Raw genomic sequence first — 21,259 nt, 5'->3', positions numbered from 1 at the left:
GCGGACGGCTAGTCCTCGCTCGCCTCTTCGTGGACGATCGTTCCAGTCGCCTTCACCGGGGTGACCGGCGTCGGGGCGGGCACCACCGGCGGCACGCCGAGCTTGTCCTTGAGCCCGACCAGCAGGTTCATGCGCGCGGCGTCGGTGGGCGCATGCTGCAGGCGGTTGGACAGATCGATCATGAAGCTCGAATAGGCGTTGTACCAGTCGGCGTTGATCTGATTGAGGTCCATGCGGCGGGCCTGCGGCTCGACCAAAGTGCGGCCGCCGCCGGCCTGCAGCTCCACCGCATCGTCGAGCAGCGGCATGATCACCTGGTCGCCGGCGATGCCGGTGGCGAGCAGCGCGTTGCGCAGCGCGGTGCGTTCCTCGTCCTCGCCATGGGTCAGAAAGATCGCGCCATGCGCCGGCAGCCGCTGCGTGACCCAGGCCATGAGCTCGGAATGGTCGGCATGGGCCGAGTAATTGCCCATCGAGCGGATGCGGGCGCGCACCGGGATCTCGTCGCCGAAGATGCGCACGGCCTTGGAACCCGACAGGATGATCTGGCCCAGCGTGCCCGGCGCCTGGTAGCCGACGAACAGCACGGTGGCGTTGGCGCGCGGCAGATTGTTGACGAGGTGGTGCTTGATGCGGCCGGCGTCGCACATGCCGGAGGCCGACATGATGATGGCGCCGCCCTTGATCTGGTTGATGGCCTTGGAATCGTCGACCGATTCGACGATGCGGAAGCTCGGGTCGTTGAACAGCTCGGCGGCGCTGAGCTCGACGTCGTCGAACATCGCCTCGTATTTGCGGTAGACGGCGGTGACCTTGCTCGCCAGCGGGCTGTCGAGGAAGACGCGCGAGGGCGAGATGTCCTTGTTCTTGATCAGCAGGCCGATGTCGTGCAGCAGCTCCTGGCTGCGCTCGACGGCGAAAGCGGGGATCACCAGATTGCCGCCGCGGCCGAGCGCGTCGTTGATCTCGGCCTTCAGCGCCTCGCGGCGCTGCTCGAGCGTATAGGGCGGGCGCTCGCGGCCGCCATAGGTGGATTCGCTGAGGATGTAGTCGAAGCCCGAGGGCGCGCTCGGGCTCTTGTAGAACACCTTTTCATCCGGACCGAGGTCGCCGGAGAACAGGATGGTCACGCTCTTGCCGTCGGCATCGGCCACCTGCACCTCGATCGAGGCCGAGCCGAGGATGTGGCCGGCGTTCCAGTAGCGGGCGCGCACGCCCGGACCGGGGTCGATCCACTGCTCGTAGTCGACCGGCGTGCGCAGCTCCAGCGCGGCGCTGGCATCTTCGAGCGTATAGAGCGGCTCGAGCGGCGCGTTGCCCTTGCGGCCGCGCTTGCGGGTCTCGAACTCGGCCTCGCTCTCCTGGATGCCGGCGGCGTCGGGCAGCAGATATTCGAGCAGCCCGCCGGTGGGCGGCGTGCCCCAGATCGGCTTGCGGTAGCCGTTCTTGGTCAGCTTGGGCAGCAGGCCGGCATGGTCGATATGGGCATGCGTCAGCAGCAGGAAGTCGATGGCCCGGGGATCGAAGGGGAGCGGCTTGTAGTTGAGGTCGCGCACCGTCTTGTTGCCCTGGAACATGCCGCAATCGACCAGGAACTGCCCCTTGGGATGGACAATGCGGTAGCACGAGCCGGTCACGGTGCCGGACGCGCCGTGGAAATGGATGGTGACGGTCATGGAGGTCTCCGGGAGAATGCGAGCCGTGAATGGTCAATCGTGAATGGTGAACGGTCGAAGGGCGCTACCGACCATTCACCATTCACCACTCACTTCGGCGCCCGCTTGGCGAGGATGCGCTGCAGGGTGCGGCGGTGCATGTTGAGCCGGCGCGCCGTCTCGGAGACGTTGCGGTCGCACAGCTCGTAGACGCGCTGGATGTGCTCCCAGCGGACGCGGTCGGCCGACATCGGGTTTTCGGGCGGCGCCGGCTGGTTCTCGCCGGTGGCGAGCAGGGCGTTGATCACATCGTCGGCATCGGCGGGCTTGCTGAGGTAGTCGACGGCGCCGAGCTTCACCGCGGTCACGGCGGTGGCGATGTTGCCGTAGCCGGTGAGCACCACGGCGCGGGCCTCGGGGCGCTTCTTGTGCAGGGCGTCGACGACGTCGAGGCCGTTGCCGTCCTCGAGCCGGAGGTCGACCACGGCATAGGCCGGCGGGGCGGCGTCGACGGCGCTGAGGCCGGCGGCCACGGTGTCGGCGCTGCGCACGGCAAAGCCGCGTTTTTCCATCGCCCGTTCGAGGCGGGTCAGGAAGGCCTTGTCGTCATCGACCAGAAGGAGGGTCTTGTCGCCCTCGGGAAGCGCATCGGCGGTGCTCATTTGTTGTTCATTTAGGCGCTTGGGCGGCAAAGGTCAAAGTGCCGCGGCCTCGATGGCCTTGCGCGGCCAGATCACGCGGACCCGGGCGCCGCCGGAGGCCGAGGCGTTTTCGAAGGCGAGCCTCGCCCCGGTGCGCTCCAGCAGGGTCTTGGCGATGAAGATGCCGAGCCCCAGCCCGCCGGGGGCATCGCCGTCCGGCGCGGTGTTGCGGGCCCGGGTAGTGAGGTAGGGCTCGCCCAGCCGGGCGATCAGCTCGTCGGGGAAGCCCGGGCCGTCGTCGGTGATGATGACGCCGATGCTGACGCGGTCCCAGCTCGCCTCCACCGTCACCTTGGCGCGGGCGAAATGGGTGGCATTCTCGATCAGATTGCCGAGGCCGTAGAGCAGGCCGACATTGCGCTTGAACACCGGCTCGTCGCGATTTTCCGGAATTTCGACGAAAATCGACTTGCCCAGCCCCTCGAGCGGCGCCGCCGCCTCCTCGAGCAGCTCGCCGATGGGCACCTGGGCGAAGGGATCGCCGGATTCGCCGCTCCTGAGGCTGCGCAGCTTGGCGAGGATGGCGCGGCAGCGGGCGGACTGGGCGATGATCAGCTCGACGTCGTCGGCGAGCGGCCCGGGCGGGATGTCGGCCTTCATCTCCTTGGCGGCGAGCGCGATGGTCGAGAGCGGCGTGCCCAGCTCGTGCGCGGCGGCGGCGGCGAGGCCGTCGAGGGCGCTGAGCTGCTCGTGCCGCGACAGCGCCAGCTCGGTCGCCGCCAGCGCATCGGCGAGCTGGCGGGCCTCGTGCGCCACGCGGTTGGTGTAGGCGGCGATGAACACCACGCCGCAGACGAGGCTGACCCAGATGCCGATGACATAGACGCGGTCGATCGTGATGCGCCGCTGCGGATCCCACGGCAAGGGCAGGTGATAGACCGAAATGGTGGTGGCGATGGCGATGGCGAGCGCCGAAACGATCAGCATCGAGCGCTGCGGCAGGGTGGTGGCCGACACCGAGACCGGCGCCAGCAGCAGCAGCGAGAACGGATTCTCGAGCCCGCCGGTGAGCGACAGCAGGCCCCCGAGCTGCGCCAGATCGTAGGCGAGCTGGATGGTCGAGACCGTCGCCGAGGGCCGGTTGCCGGCGCCGAAGCGCAGGATCAGCACCAGATTGACCACCACCGAGAGCGCGATCAGCGACAGGCATTCGACCAGCGGCAGCGGGTAGCCGAGGCCCCAGGCGACGAACAGCACGCCGATGGTCTGGCCGATGACCGCCAGCCAGCGCAGGCCGACGAGCGTCCCCAGCCGCAGCGGCCGCCAATTGCCGGGCAGAAGCGGGCGGATTTCGCTGCCGATGCTCATCACAATCTGCCGTTCGCGGCGGCGCGGGCCGGCCGCATGGGAATCGTTTTCGGCGGATTCAAGAGGAAAAATCGGACAGGCATTTGCTTGATCCCGCGGACGATGGGGCCACATCCCTTTCGTTCGTGACTGGGAGACTAAGCAATGAACGCCACCTTTATCAAACCGCAATGGAGCCCGCTGACCATCGCCCTGATGGTGCTGGGCTTCGTCATCTTCTGGCCGCTGGGTCTCGCGATGCTCGCCTACATCCTGTGGGGCGAGATGTTCGGTGGCTCGTCGGACAAGGCCGAGGCGTGGGTCAGCAAGTCCAAGGCCTGGTGCCAGGGCAACAAATACCGGCATCAGGGCTTCAACAGCTGGCAGCAGTCGAGCGGCAACGCCGCCTTCGACGAGTACCGCGCCGAGCAGTTGAAGCGGCTCGAAGAGGAGCGCAGGCGCCTCGACGAGGACTACCAGAAGTTCCAGGACTATCTGCGGAACCTCCGCATGGCCCGGGACCGCGAGGAGTTCGACCGCTTCATGCGCGACCGCAACGGCAATGCCGGCGGCTCGTCCGGCTACGGCAGCGGCCAGAGCGTCTAGTCCAGCCCCTGGCCGGGCGGGCCCCTGGGTCCGGTCGGCCAGACCATTTCCCGAGGGGGCGGGCCCGGCCCATGGGCGCGCTCCCGATTTCTCCCCTGACGACCCGGACTTTGCGGGTTGCAACTGGCGTCTTCCATGCGGAGGACGCTTTTTTTGTTTTCGGCGATATTGGCGATGCCCCGAATCCGTCCTAGCGTTTCGCGCATCATGATCCCCCTGCTGCAGAAGCGCTGGCCGCCGGCCGCCGAAGTGCGGATCGGCCGGGACTCGATTGCCGTGACGGTAAAAGTCTCAATGCGGGCAAAGAGTTACCGGCTGTCGCTGCCGCATGGCGGGCAGCCGCTGCTGACCGTGCCGAAATTCGGCCGCTGGGCCGAGGCCAAGGCCTTCCTCGACCGCCACACGCCCTGGCTCGCCGAGCGGCTCGAAAGCTCGGTCAAGCCGGTGGCCTTCGTGCGCGGCGCCATCGTGCCGCTGCGCGGCGTCAACCACCGGATCGTGCCGACCGGGCGGGTGCGCGGCGTGGTCGAGGTGGGCGAGCACGAGGGCGAGCGGGCGCTGCTGGTGCCGGGCGAGCCGGCGCACCGGGCCCGGCGGCTGATCGACTGGCTGAAGGCGGAAGCGCTCAAGGACCTCGAGCGGCGCTGCCGGCTGCACGCGGCGGTGCTGGGGGTGAACGTCAAGTCGATCTCGATGCGCAGCCAGTCGACGCGCTGGGGCTCGTGCTCGTCGACGGGCAAGCTCAATTTCAACTGGCGGCTGATCCTGGCGCCGCCCTACGTGCTCGACTACGTGGCGGCGCACGAGGTGGCGCACCTGGTCGAAATGAACCACTCGCCCGCCTTCTGGCGCACGGTGGAGCGGACCCTGCCCAACATGTCGCGCGGCCGCGACTGGCTGAAGGTGCACGGCCGCGAGCTGATGGTCTACGGCATCGACGGCTAACCGCGGCTATCCGACCAGCCCGGCGTCCCTGGCCATCGCCATGTAGCCGCGGCTCACCGGCAGGCGCAGGCCGTTGCTCAGCTCCACGATCACCTTGCCGGCGCTGCGTTCGGTGCGGCTCACGGCGTCGAGCGCCACCCAGTGCGAGCGGTGGATCTGCAGTCCGGGCACCGGCGCCGCCTCGCGGATGGCGTCGGCCAGGCGCATCAGCACCAGCGCCTTGCCGCGATCGGTGACGATGTCGACATAGTGGTCCTCCACCGTCAGCGCCAGCAGCCGGCCGCGCTGCGGCAGCGGCACCCGATCGAGGATGGCGGCCTGCGGCGCGGCCGGAGGCGGCGGCGTCGCGGCGGGAGCGGGCTCGGCCGCGCCGGCCGGCGGCGCCCCGGCCATCAGCTCGCTGAAGGTCACGAACACCACCACCACGGCCAGCGTCACGATGGTGGCGTACATCCAGATGCTGAGGCTCTCGGCCAGATCCATGTGCTGGTAGGCAACGCCGTTGACCAGCAGCACCACGATGGTGACCGGCAGGCTGGCGAGCAGCCCGCCCAGCAGCACCCGCGGCCATTTCTGGGTGATCTGCTCGCGCAGCAGCTCGAGAAAGAAGCTCGACGCCGCCTGCCCCACCAGGTAGCTGCCCACCACCATCACGCCCCAATAGCCGACGCGCTGGCCGAGGTTGAAGCTCTCGAACGTGCCGAACGGCCCGCTCACCGCCAGCAGCACGGTGCTCAGAATCATGCCGATCCGCGAATAGCGGCCGGTGCTGGCCGCCTGCATTTCACGAAGCGCCAATTGCAGGGCTCTACGGTTCACGACGGGCAGGCTCCGGCCACGAAGTTCGCATTGCGGCCCTGACTTAGGCGAGCCACATGCGCCGCACAAGCCGCCCGGCCCCTCGCCGGCGGTGCCTCAAGGAGAGTTTTCCCCGTGACCAATATCGGCCCGCTGCTCATCGGCATCCTCACCCACACCCCGCCCTATGTGTGGGCCATCTTCGCCTTCATCGTGTTCATGGGCTACCAGCGCACCCGCGACCGGGTGGTGCCGGTGTGGCGCCTGCTGCTGCTGCCCGCCATCATGATCGCCACCGCCATGAGCGGCATCGTCGGGGGCGGCCTCGCCATCCTGCCGGCGGTGGCCGCCGGCCTCGCCGTCGGCGGCACCAGCGGCTGGCTGCTCGAGCGCGAGGGCGCCACCCGCCGCCTGCCCGGCGGCAGGCTGTGGCTGCGCGGCGAATGGTGGTCGCTGGTACAGGTGGTGCTGATCTTCGGCTTCCGCTACGGGCTCGCCGTCACCACCGCGATCAACCCGGCCTTCGTCGGCGACCCGACGGTGCACCTGGTCACGGCGTTCGTCTCGAGCCTGCTCTCGGCCATGGTGCTCGGCCGCACCGTCGCCCGGCTGCGGGTGTTCTTCACCTCGGCGCCGACGGCGGCGTGACGGAGCCCGGCATGAGCCTCGATCCGCTTCTCGCCGCGCCGCTGCAGGTGCAGATCCACGCCACCGCCGCCATCGCGGCGATGGTGCTGGGCGCAATCGTGCTGCTCCTGCGCAAGGGCACGCCGCTGCACAAGGCGCTCGGCCGGCTCTATGCCGGGCTGATGCTGGTGGTGGCGACCAGCGCGCTGTTCATCAACGAAATCCGGCTGATCGGACCGTTCTCGCCCATCCACCTGTTCGTCGTCGTCACCTATGGCGGCCTCGCCGTCGCCATCTGGCGCATTCGCCGCGGCGACGTCGTCGGGCACCGCGCCGCCATGGTGACGCTGTATTTCGGCGCGCTGCTGCTCACCGGCGCCTTCACGCTGCTGCCCGGCCGGCGCATGCACGACGTGCTGTTCGGCGCCGAAGCCGGCTGGACCCCGGCGCTCGTCGCCATCCCGCTCTGCCTCGTCGCGGCCGGCCTGCTGTGGCGCCGGCTGATGCCGAAGCGGCGGCTGCGGCTCGCCTGACGCGCACGGCAACGGGCGGCCGCAGGGCCGCCCGTCCGCTGTCGGCTGGGTCTGCTATTTGGCGTTGACGGTGACCTTGGGGACGTCGAGCGTCACGGTGCTGCCCGAGCTGCCGTGGTTGATCACCAGATAGCCGCCGGCGATCAGCAGCAGCACCACCAATACGATGGCGAGGATCATGCCGGCGCCGAAGCCGCCGTCGCTCCCGCCGCCACCCGTGTCGATAATCGTTTCGCGATCGGCCATGGCCGGCTCCTTTCGTTCACATCCCGAGGCAAACGCCGGGGGCGCGAACGAGGTTCCGGCGCCGTCCCGGCGGACGGCACGGCAAGGCGGGCGCTCAGGCGATGCGGCCGCGCTTCAGCGAATCGGCGATCGGCGCCGGCCGCTCCACCCGGGTGCGGATGCGGACGATCTCGCCCGATCTGCTCGCCGTCGCGAACGCCTCCATCACTTCCAGCACGTGCAGCGCCAGCGCGCCGCTCGCCCGGTGCGGGCGGTTGCCTAGGATGGCGTAGGCCATGTCGGCCACGCCCAGCGAGCGGTAGTTGGCATCGGCATAGGGCAGCTTGACTGGAACGTCGTCCCAGGTTTCGGCCCGCGGCTTCGCCAGCTTCACCTCGCCGCCGAAGGCGTTGGGGTCGGGCACCTGCAGCGCCGCCTCGGTGCCGTAGAGCTCGATCGGCCGGTGCGTGTGCTTGGGCACGTCGAAGCTCAGCGCCACCTGCACCAGCGCGCCGGAGACGAATTGCAGCGTGCCGGTGACGTGGGTGAACACCTTGACCGGCATCAGCTGCCCCTTCTTCGGCGCCGAGCGGATCGGCCGCCGCTTGTGCGGGGTGAGGCTCATCGCCTGCACCGCCTTCACCGGTCCGAGCAAATTGACCAGATCGGTGATGTAATACGGCCCCATGTCGAGCACCGGCCCGCCGCCGATGTCGTAGTAGAACGCCGGATCGGGATGCCAGTATTCGTGCCCCGGCACGCCGAACGAGGCGGTGCCGCCGATGATGGTGCCGAGCTTGCCGCTGTCGACCACGGCGCGTGCCGTCTGGTGCCCGCCGCCGAGGAAGGTGTCGGGCGCCGAGCCGACGCGCACGCCGCGTTTCTTCGCCGCGTCCATCAGTTTCCTGCCGTCGGCGAAAGTCACCCCCAGCGGCTTTTCGCCATAGATGTGCTTGCCGGCGGCCACGGCGCGCAGGCCCACCTCGACATGCGCCCGCGGGATGGTGAGGTTGACCACGATGTCGATGCCGGGGTCGGCGAGCAGCGCCTCGACGCTCGCCGCCGGAACGCCGAATTCGGCCGCCCTGGCCGTCGCAACCTCGGGCCGCATGTCGGCGATGCCGCGGATGTCGAGCACCGGGAAATCGCGCATCGCCCTGAGGTACTGGCTCGAAATATTGCCGGCGCCGATGATGCCGACGCCCATGCGCTGCCTGGCCGCCATGAAATTCCTCCGCTTTGCTGCTGGCGGCGCCGTCCGGCCGGACGCGCCGCTGTCCTCGGCCCGCATCTTTAACGGCGCCCGGTGAACAGGGAAGAGGGCATGATGCACGTACCGCAGATTTTGTGCATGCCGGCCGGGGCTGCTATGAGGCGCCAAAGCGCGAGCAGCAAAAGTGGCGTCCGCTTTTGCGTCCGCGAGCGCGCGAGAGAGACCCCCTATGCCGCCGCTGCCCGCCACCTTCGACTACCGTCCGCCCACCGAGCCGTGGCTCGACATCGTCTACGCGGACGACCGGCTGATCCTGTGCAACAAGCCCTCGGGCCTGCTCACCGTGCCGGGCAAGGATCCGAGCCTTGCCGACTGCCTCGAGGCGCGGGTGCAGGCGCGCTATCGGCAGCACCCGCAGACCAAGGTGGTGCACCGGCTCGACAAGGACACCTCCGGCCTGCTGCTGCTCGCCTTCGACAAGGCGGCGCTCGGCGCGCTCGGCAGCCAGTTCGAGCACCGCAAAGTGGAAAAATACTACATCGCCCGTGTCTGGGGCGATGTCGCCGGCGACAGCGGCCTCGTCGACCTGCCGCTTGCCACCGATTGGGAGAACAAGCCGCGCCAGCGCGTCGATCTGGAGCGCGGCCGGCCGAGCCAGACGCGCTGGCAGGTGCTGGCGCGCGAGGGCGGCGTCACCCGGCTGCAGCTCACCCCGCTCACCGGCCGCACCCACCAATTGCGCGTCCACATGCTGGCGCTCGGCCACCCGATCCTCGGCGACCCGTTCTACGCCGAAGGCGAGGCGCGCGCCGCCGCCGACCGGCTGCAGCTGCACGCCGAAATGCTGCAATTCACCCACCCCGCCGACCACGCCGTGCACCGCTACGTCGCCCCGGCGCCGTTCTGAGGCCCCACAGCGGTTGGCCGAGCGATCCCTCTGGGGATCGATCGGACAGAGCGCAAAATAACTACGGTTGGCCGGACGCCCCCCTTTGGGATCGATCGGCAGAGCTCGGATAACCACCAGCTTTCCCGCCACATTCTCTCCCCGAAATCATCGCGCCGCCGCCGCATCGCGCCTCTAGCGTTCCGCCCCGGGGGTTGCAGCAGGAGCGTGCGTGATGAACGACAAAACCCAGCAGTCTGACCAGCTTACCGACAGCCTCGCGGAAGGAATCGCCGCCGTCATGGCCGCCAGCGCCGAGCTGGACGACACCGGCGACATGGCCGACCTTTTCCTCGAAGAGCTCAACCGGCTGTGGGCCGAGCCCGCGCCCGAACTGCCGTTTGACGACGCCGCGTGGGTCGTCTAGACGTTTTCCCACGCACCCGTAGCTCAGCTGGATAGAGCGTTGCCCTCCGAAGGCAAAGGCCGGACGTTCGAATCGTCTCGGGTGCGCCAAAACTACCGCCATTCAGAATGTCTTCGAACCAGTGACCGCTCTGGCCCAGAGCGGTCATTCCTGCATGGCGGCCGCTTTCGCTTCAGGCTGGATTGGCAAATCGGTGCGGGATTGATGTGCAATAGGCTTTGCCTGCATAAACTCTGAATTGCCGTATCCTCCCCTGGGGGATACAAAGCGCGCTATGAAGCACCACTCCCATCCCGATATCGCCAAGCGTCTGAAGCGCGCGCAGGGGCATCTCGCCAAAGTCATCGACATGATCGAAGCCGGCCAACCGTGCGTCGATCTCGCCCAGCAGCTGTTCGCCGTGGAAAGCGCGATCACCAACGCTAAGCGCGAGCTGGTGCAGGACCACATGGAGCACTGCCTCGGCGATGGCGTCGAACATGGCGAGATGACTCAAGCCGAGGCGATGGCCGAGTTCAAGGTGCTGGCCAAATACCTGTGAGGACATGATGCTCGCCAAGATCCTGGATTGGTTCGGCTTCGGCAGCCCCGCAACGGTTGACGGTGTGACCCATGGACACGATCACGGTAGTGACGGTGGCGGTCATGGTCACATGCATGGCGTGATCGACCCGAGCATCGCCGCGACCAATCGCGGCATCTGGGCCGTGAAATGGTCGTTTGTGGTGATGATCATCACCGCGCTGATCCAGCTGGTGGTGGTGCTCTGGAGCGGCAGCGTCGCCCTGCTCGCCGACACGATCCACAATTTCGGCGATGCCACCACGGCGATCCCGTTGTGGGTCGCGTTCGTGCTCGCCCGTCGTCCGGCCAGCAAGCGTTTCACCTATGGTCTTGGGCGGGTTGAGGATATCGCCGGCGTGCTAATCGTGCTGATCATTCTCGCGAGCGCCATTGTTGCTGGCTACGAAGCGATTGGTCGGTTGATCCACCCGCGGCCGATCGCGCAACTGTGGTGGGTCGCTGCGGCCGGTATCATCGGCTTCATCGGCAATGAGGCGGTGGCGGTGTTTCGCATTCGCGTCGGGCGCGAGATCAATAGCGCGGCGCTGATCGCCGACGGCTATCACGCGCGCACCGACGGGCTCACCAGCCTGGCGGTGGTGCTGGGCGCGATCGGCGTTGCGCTCGGTTTCCCGCTGGCCGATCCGATCATCGGCCTCATCATCACAGTCGCGATCTTCGGCATCGTCTGGCAGTCGGCGCGGGCGGTTCTCACCCGTATGCTCGATGGCGTCGAACCGGGAACGGTGGACGAGATTGTGCATGCCGCCGAGCACGTCAAGGGCATCAGAAAGGTCACCGAGGCGCAGGCACGCTGGCTCGGGCATCGCCTCTACGTCGAGGCGACCATCGAGGTCGACGACCGGCTGCTGGTCGCTGCAGCGAGCGATATCGTCGAGAGCTACCGCGAGGAGCTGTTCCACCACATGCCCGGGCTCACCTCCGCGCAGATCCGCATCGCGGCGCCGGTGGCGGAAGGCGAGCATCACCATGCGCCAAAGCCGATCCAGGTTGCGAGCCGACTGGCTGATGGTCTGCTTCAGATCGTTGACACGCCCGAGGGCGAGCGCATGCAGTTGCGCGTGTCACGGCATGCTGAAGGGCTGAGTGCCCGCGTCGACATTGCGCGAGGCAGCAACATCGAGGTTCTCGACCTGCAACCAGTTGCCGGTGATCACCACTGGCTGCGCAGCGCTGTGGCTCCCGCCGAGCCGCATGAGTTCTCGGCCAAGCTGCGCCTCACCGCCGGCAACGACAACGAGGAAGTGGCGTTCGCAATGGTCGAGCCCGAGGAGCATCACCACTAACGTCCGCTGTTGGCGCAAAGCGGACATTTGAGCCAATTCGCCTCGTGGAATTACCTGGCAATCTCAATCACATAAGAGTTCGCAGTTCTATTCTGGCCGGCGCGCCAATTCTTCAATGACCTGGGCAGGCGATTCGTCGGCACCCCGCGTCGGCGGCGTCGCCACGATGTCCCCAGAGAAAAGGCCCTCGGCAGGCCGGGGGCTTTGTCGCTGCGCCTCCCCTTGTCCCACCGGCTTCAGGCGCGCCGGTGGTGGTCGCGCGGGGTTTCGGCCGGCGCTTCTGCGTGGATCGGCGTCGGGGCGGGCGCCGTGCCCGGGCGCTTGCCCGCGCGCCGGATTGGGTGTTGGCTGCCACGGCTTGGGGATCGCGAAGATGGACAAGCCGACTTCTGCAGCGCAGCGTCTCGAAGCTCGCGTGCTGGCAATGGCTGGACGGCACCACCCGTTTGCGAGCTACTACCAGGGCAAGGACCTGGTGGCCGACTGGGTTGGCCAGAGGCCGCTCGTGTGGGCCGCGCTGTTGAAGCCCTACCGCGGCGACATCAAGGACGTTCTCGAGATTGGAAGCCTCGAAGGCCGGTCCGCCCTGTTCTGGCTCAATCACATCGAGAACTGCACGCTCGTCTGTGCCGACACATTCAAGAAGCCCGAGGTAGAAGACCGTTTCGATCGCAACATCAGACAATTCGGCGCACGCGTCCGGAAAATGAAGGGCCCGTCGATCCTGGCGCTCGGAACGCTCGTCACCGAGCAGGCGGCGTTCGACCTCATCTATGTCGACGGCGGCCATCAGCGCGATACGGTGATGATCGACATGCTGGCATCATGGAGCCTGCTTCGCGCCGGCGGCATCATGCTGCTCGATGACTATGGCTGGAAGCCGGAGCTGGCACCGGAGCACACTCCAAAGCAGGCTATCGATACGTTTCTCGACTGGCACGCCGACGCCGACATCATCCTCAAGTCCTACCAGGTGGCCCTCCGCAAGGCGCCTGCGACAGCCAGCAAGGCCTAGCACGGTGGCCGCGCCGGCCCTTGCGGAGTATGGATATGGTTCGCTTTCGTCGACGGCGGGACGCCACTCAACCTTATGAGCGATAGTGACGCTGCGGCGGGCGCGACTCGCCGCTTGCGGATGCCACGCGCGCCCTCTCGGCGCCGGCCGCCAAACGACAGCATGGAGTGGATGCGATGGCGCTCAGGCGCATGGACAATGTCGGGATCGTGGTGGCCGACCTCGAGGCGGCGGTCGACTTCTTTTGCGCGCTCGGGCTCGAGCTCGAAGGGCGGGGCATGGTCGAGGGCGAGTGGGCGGGGCGGGTCACCGGGCTCGGCGACCAGCGCGTCGAGATCGCCATGCTGCGCACGCCGGACGGGCACAGCCGGCTCGAGCTTTCGCGTTTCCTCGCGCCGCCGGTGGTCGCCGATCACCGCACCGCGCCGGTCAACGCGCTGGGCTATCTGCGCGCGATGTTCGCGGTGGACGACCTCGACGGCACGCTGCGCCGGCTCGACCGGCACGGCGCGCGGCTCGTCGGCGAGATCGTGCAGTATCAGGACGTGTATCGGCTCTGCTACATCCGCGGGCCCGAAGGGCTGCTCATCGGCCTCGCCGAGGATCTGCGGTAGCCATCGGGGCCCGACCGCTCAGGCGCAGACCCCCGGCGGCTGCGGCCGCATGGCGAGCGAGGCGCGCAGCAGCGCCCCGAGCGGCAGGGCGGCGCGGCGCTTCTCGTGCGTGTCGCGGCGGCGGGACGGATGTTCGGGATGCGGCTCGACGTCAGGCGCGGCGGCATGCCAGCCGCAATCGAGGCATTTGAGCCGCACGTCGCAGCCCGTCGCCGTTTCGACGATGCCCGGAAATACATGCTGCGAGCCGCACGACAGGCAGTGCGGTCGCGCTGGCGGCAGGTTGCCCTGCGATGGCCGCGCCATTGACGAAGTCCCTCTCCCCTGCGGGAGAGCATACCACATCACGGTTCCGTGAAAAGCCCGTGACAGCGGCCGGCGCCTACGCCTTCCGTCGCAGGCGCGCCAGGTCGGTTTTCTGCTGCCGAGGCGGCATGGACCGCGCCAGGCAGATTTTTCATCCCGGCGACGGCGCTACATCGACTGGCAGAGCTGAAGCTCCTCGTCCCACCAGATATTCGGCCCAAAGCAGTCGTCTGGTTTGGTTGTCGGGCTGCCGACCTCCCCGGTTCCCGCGCCTCCGTCACCTTGCGGCGGCAGATCGCCCGGCGGAGTCGTGTCCGGGGGCGGCGTGGTATCCGGCGGCGGTGTGTCGGGTGGCGGGGTGTCGGGTGGCGGCGGCGCATCTGGCGGCGGTGTGGTGTCCGGCGGCGTGGTGGAGTCACCCGGCGGATCGCCTGGATCGCCGGCCGGACCGCTGGCGGGCGGCGGCGTGTCGCCGGCAGTGGCCGGCGGGTGGCCGCCGGGCGCAGGTCCGCCGCTTGCTGTATCGGCCGATGCCGTCTTGTCCTCGCTTTTGGGTGGCGCCCCCAGCAGCGTCGACCGTCCCGCCGCGGCGGACAGCGCGCTGCCGAGGTCGGCCGGATCGTCCTCGCGGTGGCGGGCGAGCAGCGATTTGTGCGGGTCGGGGCCGAAATAGGTCTTGAGGCCGACCAGCGCGCGGATGGCGCCGTCCTGGCCGAGGCGCGCCTCGCCGGTGACGGCGACCGGCAGGTCGAACCTGTCGAGCAGGTATTCGCTGCCCAGCTGCAGCGCCGCATAGCCGTCGAGCGACGACACGCCGAGCGACACGCGCCAATTGTCGGTCGGATAATAGGCCACCGTGCCCAGCGCGAAGAGGCCGACGCGGTCGGGCGCCGGCGCCGCCGGGCGCACCATGGCGACGCCGCCCCAGGCTTCCACCGTCACCCGGTCGCGGTAGAGCTCGGCCTCCGGCCCGGCCGCGAGGATGGTGGCGCCGGGCGAGCGCACGAGCCCGAACGAGGCGCCGAGCAGGTACGAGTCCGGATCGCGGGTGAACAGATGCAACGCGGCGCTGGCGGTGACGCCGGGGGCTGTGGACGCACTCACATCCGCCTGCAGTCCGAAGCCGTCGCCGAGCGGAACGGTGAGGGCCCCGGCGGCGCGACCCATGAAGGCCGGCGTCGGCAGCGAGAGCGCCCCCGCACTGAATTCGAACTTGCCGTTGAGCCCGGACACGGCCGGCTTCTGTTGCGCCAGCGCCGCGTTGGAAAAAAGACATAACAGTATTGCTGCGGGCCAGATGGCCACGCCGAAAATATTGCCTTGCACGGACGCCCCCGAGAAAAGTCGGCCGTATATGTCCTTAAGTAAACGTTATCAGTGTAGGCACGTCTCAAAAGTCGTGGCAAGCGAAAGAATCGGCTTCTAGATCGGCGCCCCGGCACGGCCCCGGACCCGCCTGCCCGCCCCGGCGTCACCCCGGCCGGAGCGTGCCGATCGCTCCGCCGGAGGACGGCGGCGCGCCGCCGCTGCCGCGCGGCCGCCATCACCCGCGAGCGCCGCCTCCGGCGACGATGCGCCGGCCCATCCACACCCCGCCCGCGCGCCCCCGCACCCGGATTTGCGCGTTGTCCCGCGCGCGCCTATATTGCCACAATCGTCCCATAACCGGGGCCGGCCATTGCCCCAAGGGAAGCCTTCATGAGCTGGATCGACAACGTCCTCCCCCCCAAAATCCGGTCGTTTCTGGGCAATACCAAGCGCGAGACGCCGGAAAATCTGTGGGTGAAGGATCCCGAATCCGGCGAGATGGTGTTTTACCGCGATCTCGAGGCCAATCAGTGGGTGGTGCCCGGCTCGGGCCACCATATGAAGATCAAGGCCGGCGACCGCATGACGGCCTTCCTCGACCGCGGGCAGTACGACACCGTGCCGCTGCCGCAGGTGGCGCAGGACCCGCTCAAATTCCGCGACCAGAAGCGCTATGTCGACCGGCTGAAGGAGACCCGCCTCAAGACCGGCATGGACGATGCGGTGCTGGTGGCGACCGGCAGGCTCTACGGCCAGCCGGTGACCGTGGCGGTGCAGGATTTCGACTTCATGGCCGGCACGCTCGGCATGGCCGCCGGCTCGGCGGTGATCACCGGGCTCGAGAAGGCGGTCGAGCTGAAGACGCCGTTCGTGCTGTTCGCCTCCTCGGGCGGGGCGCGCATGCAGGAGGGCATCCTGTCGCTGATGCAGATGCCGCGCACCACCGTCGCGGTGCTCAGGCTGCGCGACGCCGGCCTGCCCTACATCGTGGTGTTCACCAACCCCACCACCGGGGGTGTCACCGCCTCCTACGCCATGCTGGGCGACGTGCACATCGCCGAGCCGGGCGCGCTGATCTGCTTCGCCGGCCCGCGGGTGATCGAGCAGACGATCCGCGAAAAGCTGCCCAAGGGCTTCCAGCGCTCGGAATATCTCTACGAGCACGGCATGGTGGACATGGTGGTGCACCGCCACAATCTGCGCTCCACCATCGGCTCGATGCTGGCCATGCTGACCAAACAGGCCACCCCCGCCGACCTCGCCTCGGCCCCGGCTTTGGTGCCGCTGCCCACCAGCACCGCCAACGACGACGACCTCGAAGGCCCGGTGACGCAAGCCGCGTCGGAATAGGCGCGAGGGCGCGACCGCCCCCACCGGGGCCGCTCCCCCACATCCCCCACCGCGCCTCTGGATTGTTGCCGCGCCGGTGCTATTACCCATCCGTTCCTGGGCGATTCTGCATGTCCCGCACCGATGCCATCCTCAAGCGCCTGACGGCGCTCTATCCCCGTTTCATGGATCTGCAGCTCGACCGCGAGCGGCGGCTCCTGGCCGAGCTCGGCCATCCGGAGCGGCAGCTGCCGCCGGTGATCCACGTCGCCGGCACCAACGGCAAGGGCTCCACCGTGGCCTATCTGCGCGCCATGCTGGAGGCGGCGGGCAAGCGCGTGCACGTCTTCACCTCGCCGCATCTGGTGCGCTTCAACGAGCGCATCCGGCTGGCCGGCGAGCTGGTCGGCTCGCGCCGGCTCAACGCCATGCTGGAAGCGGTCGAGCGCATCAATGCCGGCCAGCCGATCACGCAGTTCGAGATCACCACCTCGGCGGCGCTGAAGCTGTTCGCCGAAACGCCGGCCGACTATTTGCTGCTCGAGGTGGGCATGGGCGGCAGCTTCGATTCGACCAACATCGTCGACCACCCCGCCGGGGTGATCATCACCCCGGTCGACTACGACCACATGGCGTATCTGGGCAATTCCATCGCCGAGATCGCCGCCAACAAGGCCGGCATCTTGAAGCGCGGCAGCCCGGCGGTGATCGGCCGGCAACGCGACGAGGGCCTCGACACCATCGAGCGCGCCGCGGCGAAGCTCAAGATCACCCCCTTCGTTCAGGGCCGCGACTATGACGGCTTCCCGCAGGACGGCAGGCTGATCTACCAGGACGAGGCCGGCCTGCTCGATCTGCCGCCGCCCGCCCTGCGCGGCCACCATCAATACGACAATGCGGCGCTCGCCGTCGCGGCGGTGCGGCACTTCCGCCTGCCGGTCAGCGAGGCGCAGATGGCGGCGGGGCTGCGCCACGTCGTGTGGCCGGCGCGATTGCAGCCGCTCACCGGCAGATTGCGCGCGCTGTTGCCCAGAAGCGCCGAGCTCTGGCTCGATGGCGGCCACAACGCCCATGGCGCGGCGGCGCTGGCGCTGTCGCTCGAGGAGATGCAGGCACGGCGCAAAAAGAACCTCGTTCTGATCGTCGGCATGATGAACACCCGGCCGCCGGCCGACTTCCTCGCGCCGTTCAAGCCGATGGCGCCGCGGGTGCTGGGCCTCGGCATTCCGGGCGAGCCCAATTCCTGGCCGGCGCGCGCCATCGCCGACGCCGGCCTGTCGCACGGACTGCCGTCGAAAGCCTGCCGGTCGGTGCTGTCGGCGCTGCGGGATGCCGCCGAGGTGCCGAACGCCCGCGTGGTGATCTGCGGCTCGCTCTACCTCGCCGGCGACGTGCTCGCCCGCAACGGCACCCCGCCGGAGTAGACCACCATTTTACAGTCAGCCTCACCTCGCCCCTTCAGGGGAGAGGTCGGCGCCTTGGCGAGCGCAGCGAGCCTGGAAGCCGGGTGAGGGGTGCGATCTCTCGGCTCAAGCGATGCGGCCCGCAACGCGCAAGGTTCACCACCGCACCCCTCACCCAGCTCCGCTACGTCGCTGTGCTCCGAAGCTGCGCTACCCTCGCCCCTTCAGGGGCGAGGGGACCAGGCTGATGGAATGATGGTCCAGTGCGCAGCGATGCTGCGCGCAACGGCACGCTGCCGGCCTGAGCAGATGGCAGCAGCCGGCTCACTTTGCCCCCACCCCCAACCCCTCCCCGCAGAGGGGAGGGGGGCGATGGAACCGCAATCGCCGATGTTGCAGTCGCGCTCCCCTCCCCCTTGCGGGGTGGGGGTGGGGGCCACACGCGCCGGATCCGGCGTCAGCCTAATATTTCGCCTGCTCGTCCCCGGCGAACGGGTCCACGGGCGAATGCGTGTTCCAGTCCTGCCGGCCCAGCAGGGCCTGCACCACCGCGCGCTGCATCGTCTCCGTCGTCGAATACGCATTGACGTAGGTCGGCGCCCGCGGGGCGTCGTAGAGATAATACGGATAGCCGAACGAGATCAGCAGCGTTGGAGTCTCGCTCCAGTAGCGCTGCATGGCGCTGACGAAATCGCCGGTGAGGCGCAGCCAGTCGAGGAAGATGTGGCCGCGCGTCAGCAGCGTTTCCTCGCCGAACAGATAGAGGACGAGGTCGTAATCGCCGGGCGCGACGCGCTGGCCCGGCGCCGCCATCGTCACCTCGAAGCCCTCGGCCTTGAGCAGGTCGGGCAGCGCGAAGGGCAGCGGGCGGGGCGCGAAGGGAAGGACGATGCCGGTCGAGAACACCAGCACGCGCCGGTGCTGCCGCGGATCGAGCGGCAGCAGCGCCTGAATGTCCTTGACCAGCGTCGGGGCGCGCCGCGCCGCCTCGGCGGCAAGACGCCGATGCGCCGCGATGTCGATGCTCGGCGCGGCCTGCGGCCCGCGGTGCAGGCCGAGCGCCGCCTTCATCGCCAGGATACGGGTCACGGCCTCGTCGACACGGGTCCGGCTCAGCCGGCCGTCGGCCAGCGCGTCGGCGATGTAGCGATGATCGGCCTGCATGTCGTCGACGAACAGGATCACGTCGCAGCCGGCGGCGACCAGTTCGGGCAGATAGTCGGCGCGGCGCGACCAGGCCTTGAGGCCGGCCATGCCGGTGGCGTCGGAGACGATCAGGCCGTTGAAGCCGAGGCGGCGGCGCAGCAGCTCCTCGTTGAGGTCGCGGCTCAGCGAGGCGGGCCGGTAGAGCTCGACGCCGGCGTCGGGGTTGCGTTCGCGCACGAAGGCGGGCAGCGCGATGTGCGCCGACATGACGCTCAGCGCCCCCGCCGCGATGGCGGCGCGGTAGAGGCGGCCGAAGCACGCCTCCCAGTCGTCCATGCTGAGCGGATTGACGGTGGTGACGAGGTGCTGGTCGCGGTCGTCGAACCCTTCGCCGGGCCAGTGCTTGACCGCCACGGCCACGCCGTTCTGCTGGAAGGCCGTGAGCTGCGCCAGCGCGTGCCGCTCGATGGTGTCGATATCGCTGCCGAAGCCGCGGGTGGCGACGATGGCGCTCCTGAACCTGGCATTGATGTCGAGCACCGGGGTGAACGACCAGTTGATGCCGACCGCCTGCGCCTCGCGCGCCATGGCGGTGCTGACGGCGCCGGTCAGCGCCGGATCGTCGATGGCGGCGAGCGCCAGCGGATTGGGAAATTCGCCGCCGCCCGGCAGGCTCATGCGGCCGCCCTCGAGGTCGGCCGAAACCAGCAGCGGCACCGGCGCCGCGGCGTTGAAGCCGGCGACCAGCGCCCGCTCGGCGGCCCAGTCGGCGCCGGCCTGGCGGGTGATGCTGCCGGGCCGGAACGCCTGCTGCGCCGCGAGCAGGGCCGGATCGTCGCCGGCCGAGCGCAGATTGAACAATTGCCGGATCCGCTCGTCCGGCGTCAGCCGCGCCAGCGTCTGCCGCACCCAGGCGATGCCGTCGGCATCGAGATGGAACGGCGCTGCCGCCAACTGCGCGTCACGCATGGATTTTCCCCCGTTTTCCGGGAGTGTAGCGTGGGCTCGGCGTCAGGCGAAGGTCTCCAGCCATTTGGTGAGCTGGGCGCGCGAGGGGCCGTAGCCGACCTTGATGTCGACCGGCTCGCCGTCCCTGAACAGCATCAGCGTGGGCATGGCGCGCACATTGTAGGTGACGACGGTGGACGGATTGGTCTCGACGTCGAGCTTGACGATCTTCACGCGACCGTCGAGCTCCACCGACAGATCGTCCAGGATGGGGTCCATGGCCTTGCAGGGCGGGCACCAATCGGCCCAGAAATCCACCAGCACCGGGCCCTTGGCCTCCAGCACCTCGCGCCCGAAATCGGCATCCGACACCAACTGGCCCACGGTTCTCTCCATCGTTGATTGCCGATGAATGCTAGGCGAGTCGGGGGCGGTGCGGAAGTCAAAACGCCCAGCCGCACGATACTATGATGCCATATCACCTCCGGGCAGCCCCGGAGGAGAGGACAAACCCGGGATGCGGGCGCCGGACACGCGCCGGCCGCGCGATGCTATGACGCCATAGCATCTTTGCCCCATTCCGACCGCGAAGCTCTGGCAGTCCCGGAGGGAAACGGAGGCAGCGGCGATGACTTTCGACGAGGCGATGGCGTATGCCCTCACCCTCCCCGGCACCGAGCGCTCGACCAGCTACGGCAAGCCCTGCGTCAAGGCCAACGGCAACGGCGTCCTGTTCGTCGGCCACGAGCCGCACGAGGCCTTCGCCCTGCGGCTCGAGCCGAGCACCAAGCAGATGCTGCTCGCCGCCCACCCCGAAAGCTTTTTCGAGACGCCGCACTACGCCGGCTACCCCATCGTCCTGGTCCGCTACGCCAGCCCCGACGCCGACCTCATCCGCGAGCTGATCGCCGGCGCCGTCGAGGCGGCCCGCGCCAGCCCGCCGCCGCGGCCACGCAAGCGGCAGCGGGCATAGCTGCCGCCTGCGCATCCGGCGGTGCCTCAAAACGAAAACGCCGCCGGGGATCACCCGACGGCGTTTTCGATTGCCTTGACTGCGACAGCTCAGGCGGCGTGGCTCTCGAGCCATTTGCTGAGGCCCGCCTTGGGGGTGCCGGCGCCGATCTTCATGTCGACCGCCTCGCCGCCCTTGTACAGGATCATGGTGGGGATCGAGCGGACGCCGTACTTCACGGTGGTCGAGGGGTTCTCGTCGACGTTGAGCTTGACGATCTTCACCTTGCCCTCGAGCTCGGTGGCGAGTTCCTCGAGCACCGGCGCGATGGCCCGGCACGGGCCGCACCATTCGGCCCAGAAATCGACGAGCACCGGCTCCTTGGACGAAAGGACTTCCTCGCCGAAATTGGCGTCGGAAACGTGGTTTGTCATATGAAGAATTCCCTTTGGGATGTCGCCTTC

The 21,259-nt window shown here is 68.5% G+C and carries 24 protein-coding genes and 1 tRNA gene; 14 read left to right on the top strand and 11 right to left on the bottom strand.

The window, feature by feature from the left end; genetic code table 11:
* Positions 1-8: 8 nt before the first annotated feature.
* From BGO82_RS18530 to BGO82_RS18520, 3 genes are all read right to left on the bottom strand, one after another.
* Entirely contained in the window at positions 9-1,676 is a 1,668-nt protein-coding gene (locus tag BGO82_RS18530) for an MBL fold metallo-hydrolase (protein WP_291307107.1), read from the bottom strand.
* A gap of 89 nt (positions 1,677-1,765) precedes the next feature.
* Positions 1,766-2,317 (bottom strand): ActR/PrrA/RegA family redox response regulator transcription factor, encoded by a 552-nt coding sequence (locus BGO82_RS18525; protein ID WP_291307106.1) that lies wholly within the window; start codon positions 2,315-2,317, stop codon positions 1,766-1,768.
* 33 nt (positions 2,318-2,350) lie between these two features.
* Positions 2,351-3,664 (bottom strand): ActS/PrrB/RegB family redox-sensitive histidine kinase, encoded by a 1,314-nt coding sequence (locus tag BGO82_RS18520; protein WP_291307105.1) that lies wholly within the window; start codon positions 3,662-3,664, stop codon positions 2,351-2,353.
* 144 nt (positions 3,665-3,808) lie between these two features.
* Between BGO82_RS18520 and BGO82_RS18515 the strand changes: the two genes are divergently transcribed.
* Together BGO82_RS18515 and BGO82_RS18510 are read left to right on the top strand one after the other, a co-directional pair.
* Entirely contained in the window at positions 3,809-4,249 is a 441-nt protein-coding gene (locus tag BGO82_RS18515; protein ID WP_291307104.1) for a DUF2852 domain-containing protein, read from the top strand.
* A 207-nt stretch (positions 4,250-4,456) separates the two neighbouring features.
* Entirely contained in the window at positions 4,457-5,194 is a 738-nt protein-coding gene (locus BGO82_RS18510; protein ID WP_291307103.1) for a SprT family zinc-dependent metalloprotease, read from the top strand.
* A gap of 6 nt (positions 5,195-5,200) precedes the next feature.
* On the opposite strand, the gene BGO82_RS18505 is transcribed toward BGO82_RS18510, so the two are convergent.
* Positions 5,201-6,013, bottom strand: coding sequence for a LytTR family DNA-binding domain-containing protein (locus BGO82_RS18505; protein ID WP_291307102.1), 813 nt, complete (start codon positions 6,011-6,013; stop codon positions 5,201-5,203).
* Between the two features lie 114 nt (positions 6,014-6,127).
* Between BGO82_RS18505 and BGO82_RS18500 the strand changes: the two genes are divergently transcribed.
* A complete protein-coding gene (locus tag BGO82_RS18500; RefSeq protein ID WP_291307101.1) occupies positions 6,128-6,640 on the top strand; it encodes a DUF6622 family protein in 513 nt (170 codons plus the stop codon).
* An 11-nt stretch (positions 6,641-6,651) separates the two neighbouring features.
* A complete protein-coding gene (locus BGO82_RS18495; RefSeq protein ID WP_291307100.1) occupies positions 6,652-7,152 on the top strand; it encodes a DUF2306 domain-containing protein in 501 nt (166 codons plus the stop codon).
* A 54-nt stretch (positions 7,153-7,206) separates the two neighbouring features.
* Here the strand turns inward: BGO82_RS18495 and BGO82_RS18490 are convergent, their stop codons facing one another.
* Positions 7,207-7,398, bottom strand: a complete 192-nt coding sequence (locus BGO82_RS18490; protein WP_291307099.1) for a hypothetical protein — start codon at positions 7,396-7,398, stop codon at positions 7,207-7,209.
* A 94-nt stretch (positions 7,399-7,492) separates the two neighbouring features.
* Positions 7,493-8,602, bottom strand: coding sequence for a Gfo/Idh/MocA family oxidoreductase (locus BGO82_RS18485; RefSeq protein WP_291307098.1), 1,110 nt, complete (start codon positions 8,600-8,602; stop codon positions 7,493-7,495).
* Positions 8,603-8,819: 217 nt separating this feature from the next.
* On the opposite strand from BGO82_RS18485, the gene BGO82_RS18480 reads away from it, so the two are divergent.
* The 7 genes from BGO82_RS18480 (at position 8,820) to BGO82_RS18450 (ending at position 13,403) form a co-directional block, all read left to right on the top strand.
* Positions 8,820-9,497, top strand: a complete 678-nt coding sequence (locus BGO82_RS18480) for an RluA family pseudouridine synthase (RefSeq protein ID WP_291307097.1) — start codon at positions 8,820-8,822, stop codon at positions 9,495-9,497.
* A 214-nt stretch (positions 9,498-9,711) separates the two neighbouring features.
* Positions 9,712-9,903: a hypothetical protein gene (locus BGO82_RS18475; protein WP_291307096.1), complete on the top strand. Its 192-nt coding sequence runs from the start codon at positions 9,712-9,714 to the stop codon at positions 9,901-9,903.
* A 12-nt stretch (positions 9,904-9,915) separates the two neighbouring features.
* A tRNA-Arg gene (locus tag BGO82_RS18470) sits at positions 9,916-9,992 on the top strand.
* A 185-nt stretch (positions 9,993-10,177) separates the two neighbouring features.
* Entirely contained in the window at positions 10,178-10,444 is a 267-nt protein-coding gene (locus BGO82_RS18465) for a metal-sensing transcriptional repressor (RefSeq protein WP_291307095.1), read from the top strand.
* A 7-nt stretch (positions 10,445-10,451) separates the two neighbouring features.
* Positions 10,452-11,774 (top strand): cation diffusion facilitator family transporter, encoded by a 1,323-nt coding sequence (locus tag BGO82_RS18460; protein WP_291307094.1) that lies wholly within the window; start codon positions 10,452-10,454, stop codon positions 11,772-11,774.
* A 373-nt stretch (positions 11,775-12,147) separates the two neighbouring features.
* Positions 12,148-12,789, top strand: coding sequence for a class I SAM-dependent methyltransferase (locus BGO82_RS18455; RefSeq protein WP_291307093.1), 642 nt, complete (start codon positions 12,148-12,150; stop codon positions 12,787-12,789).
* A 176-nt stretch (positions 12,790-12,965) separates the two neighbouring features.
* Positions 12,966-13,403, top strand: a complete 438-nt coding sequence (locus tag BGO82_RS18450; RefSeq protein ID WP_291307092.1) for a VOC family protein — start codon at positions 12,966-12,968, stop codon at positions 13,401-13,403.
* Between the two features lie 18 nt (positions 13,404-13,421).
* On the opposite strand, the gene BGO82_RS18445 is transcribed toward BGO82_RS18450, so the two are convergent.
* Together BGO82_RS18445 and BGO82_RS18440 are read right to left on the bottom strand one after the other, a co-directional pair.
* Positions 13,422-13,709: a hypothetical protein gene (locus tag BGO82_RS18445; RefSeq protein WP_291307091.1), complete on the bottom strand. Its 288-nt coding sequence runs from the start codon at positions 13,707-13,709 to the stop codon at positions 13,422-13,424.
* 168 nt (positions 13,710-13,877) lie between these two features.
* Positions 13,878-14,942: a hypothetical protein gene (locus BGO82_RS18440; RefSeq protein WP_291307090.1), complete on the bottom strand. Its 1,065-nt coding sequence runs from the start codon at positions 14,940-14,942 to the stop codon at positions 13,878-13,880.
* A 465-nt stretch (positions 14,943-15,407) separates the two neighbouring features.
* On the opposite strand from BGO82_RS18440, the gene accD reads away from it, so the two are divergent.
* Complete coding sequence (accD, locus tag BGO82_RS18435) at positions 15,408-16,367, top strand: acetyl-CoA carboxylase, carboxyltransferase subunit beta (protein ID WP_291307089.1); 960 nt, start codon at positions 15,408-15,410, stop codon at positions 16,365-16,367.
* Between the two features lie 110 nt (positions 16,368-16,477).
* A complete protein-coding gene (locus BGO82_RS18430) occupies positions 16,478-17,770 on the top strand; it encodes a folylpolyglutamate synthase/dihydrofolate synthase family protein (protein ID WP_291307088.1) in 1,293 nt (430 codons plus the stop codon).
* Between the two features lie 441 nt (positions 17,771-18,211).
* On the opposite strand, the gene BGO82_RS18425 is transcribed toward BGO82_RS18430, so the two are convergent.
* Together BGO82_RS18425 and trxA (BGO82_RS18420) are read right to left on the bottom strand one after the other, a co-directional pair.
* Complete coding sequence (locus BGO82_RS18425) at positions 18,212-19,864, bottom strand: glycoside hydrolase family 3 N-terminal domain-containing protein (RefSeq protein WP_291307087.1); 1,653 nt, start codon at positions 19,862-19,864, stop codon at positions 18,212-18,214.
* 42 nt (positions 19,865-19,906) lie between these two features.
* Complete coding sequence (trxA, locus tag BGO82_RS18420; protein ID WP_291307086.1) at positions 19,907-20,227, bottom strand: thioredoxin; 321 nt, start codon at positions 20,225-20,227, stop codon at positions 19,907-19,909.
* Between the two features lie 244 nt (positions 20,228-20,471).
* Here trxA (BGO82_RS18420) and BGO82_RS18415 point away from each other — a divergent pair, with 244 nt between their 5' ends.
* On the top strand, positions 20,472-20,816 hold the full coding sequence (locus tag BGO82_RS18415) for a hypothetical protein (RefSeq protein ID WP_291307085.1): 345 nt from the start codon (positions 20,472-20,474) through the stop codon (positions 20,814-20,816).
* A gap of 89 nt (positions 20,817-20,905) precedes the next feature.
* Here the strand turns inward: BGO82_RS18415 and trxA (BGO82_RS18410) are convergent, their stop codons facing one another.
* Positions 20,906-21,229, bottom strand: a complete 324-nt coding sequence (gene trxA / locus BGO82_RS18410; RefSeq protein WP_291307084.1) for a thioredoxin — start codon at positions 21,227-21,229, stop codon at positions 20,906-20,908.
* Positions 21,230-21,259: the final 30 nt, after the last annotated feature.

This window comes from Devosia sp. 67-54, assembly GCF_001899075.1.
Taxonomy (GTDB): domain Bacteria; phylum Pseudomonadota; class Alphaproteobacteria; order Rhizobiales; family Devosiaceae; genus Devosia_A.
The sequence above is the reverse complement of the archived record's forward strand: the minus strand, read 5'-3'. Positions and strand labels throughout refer to the sequence as shown.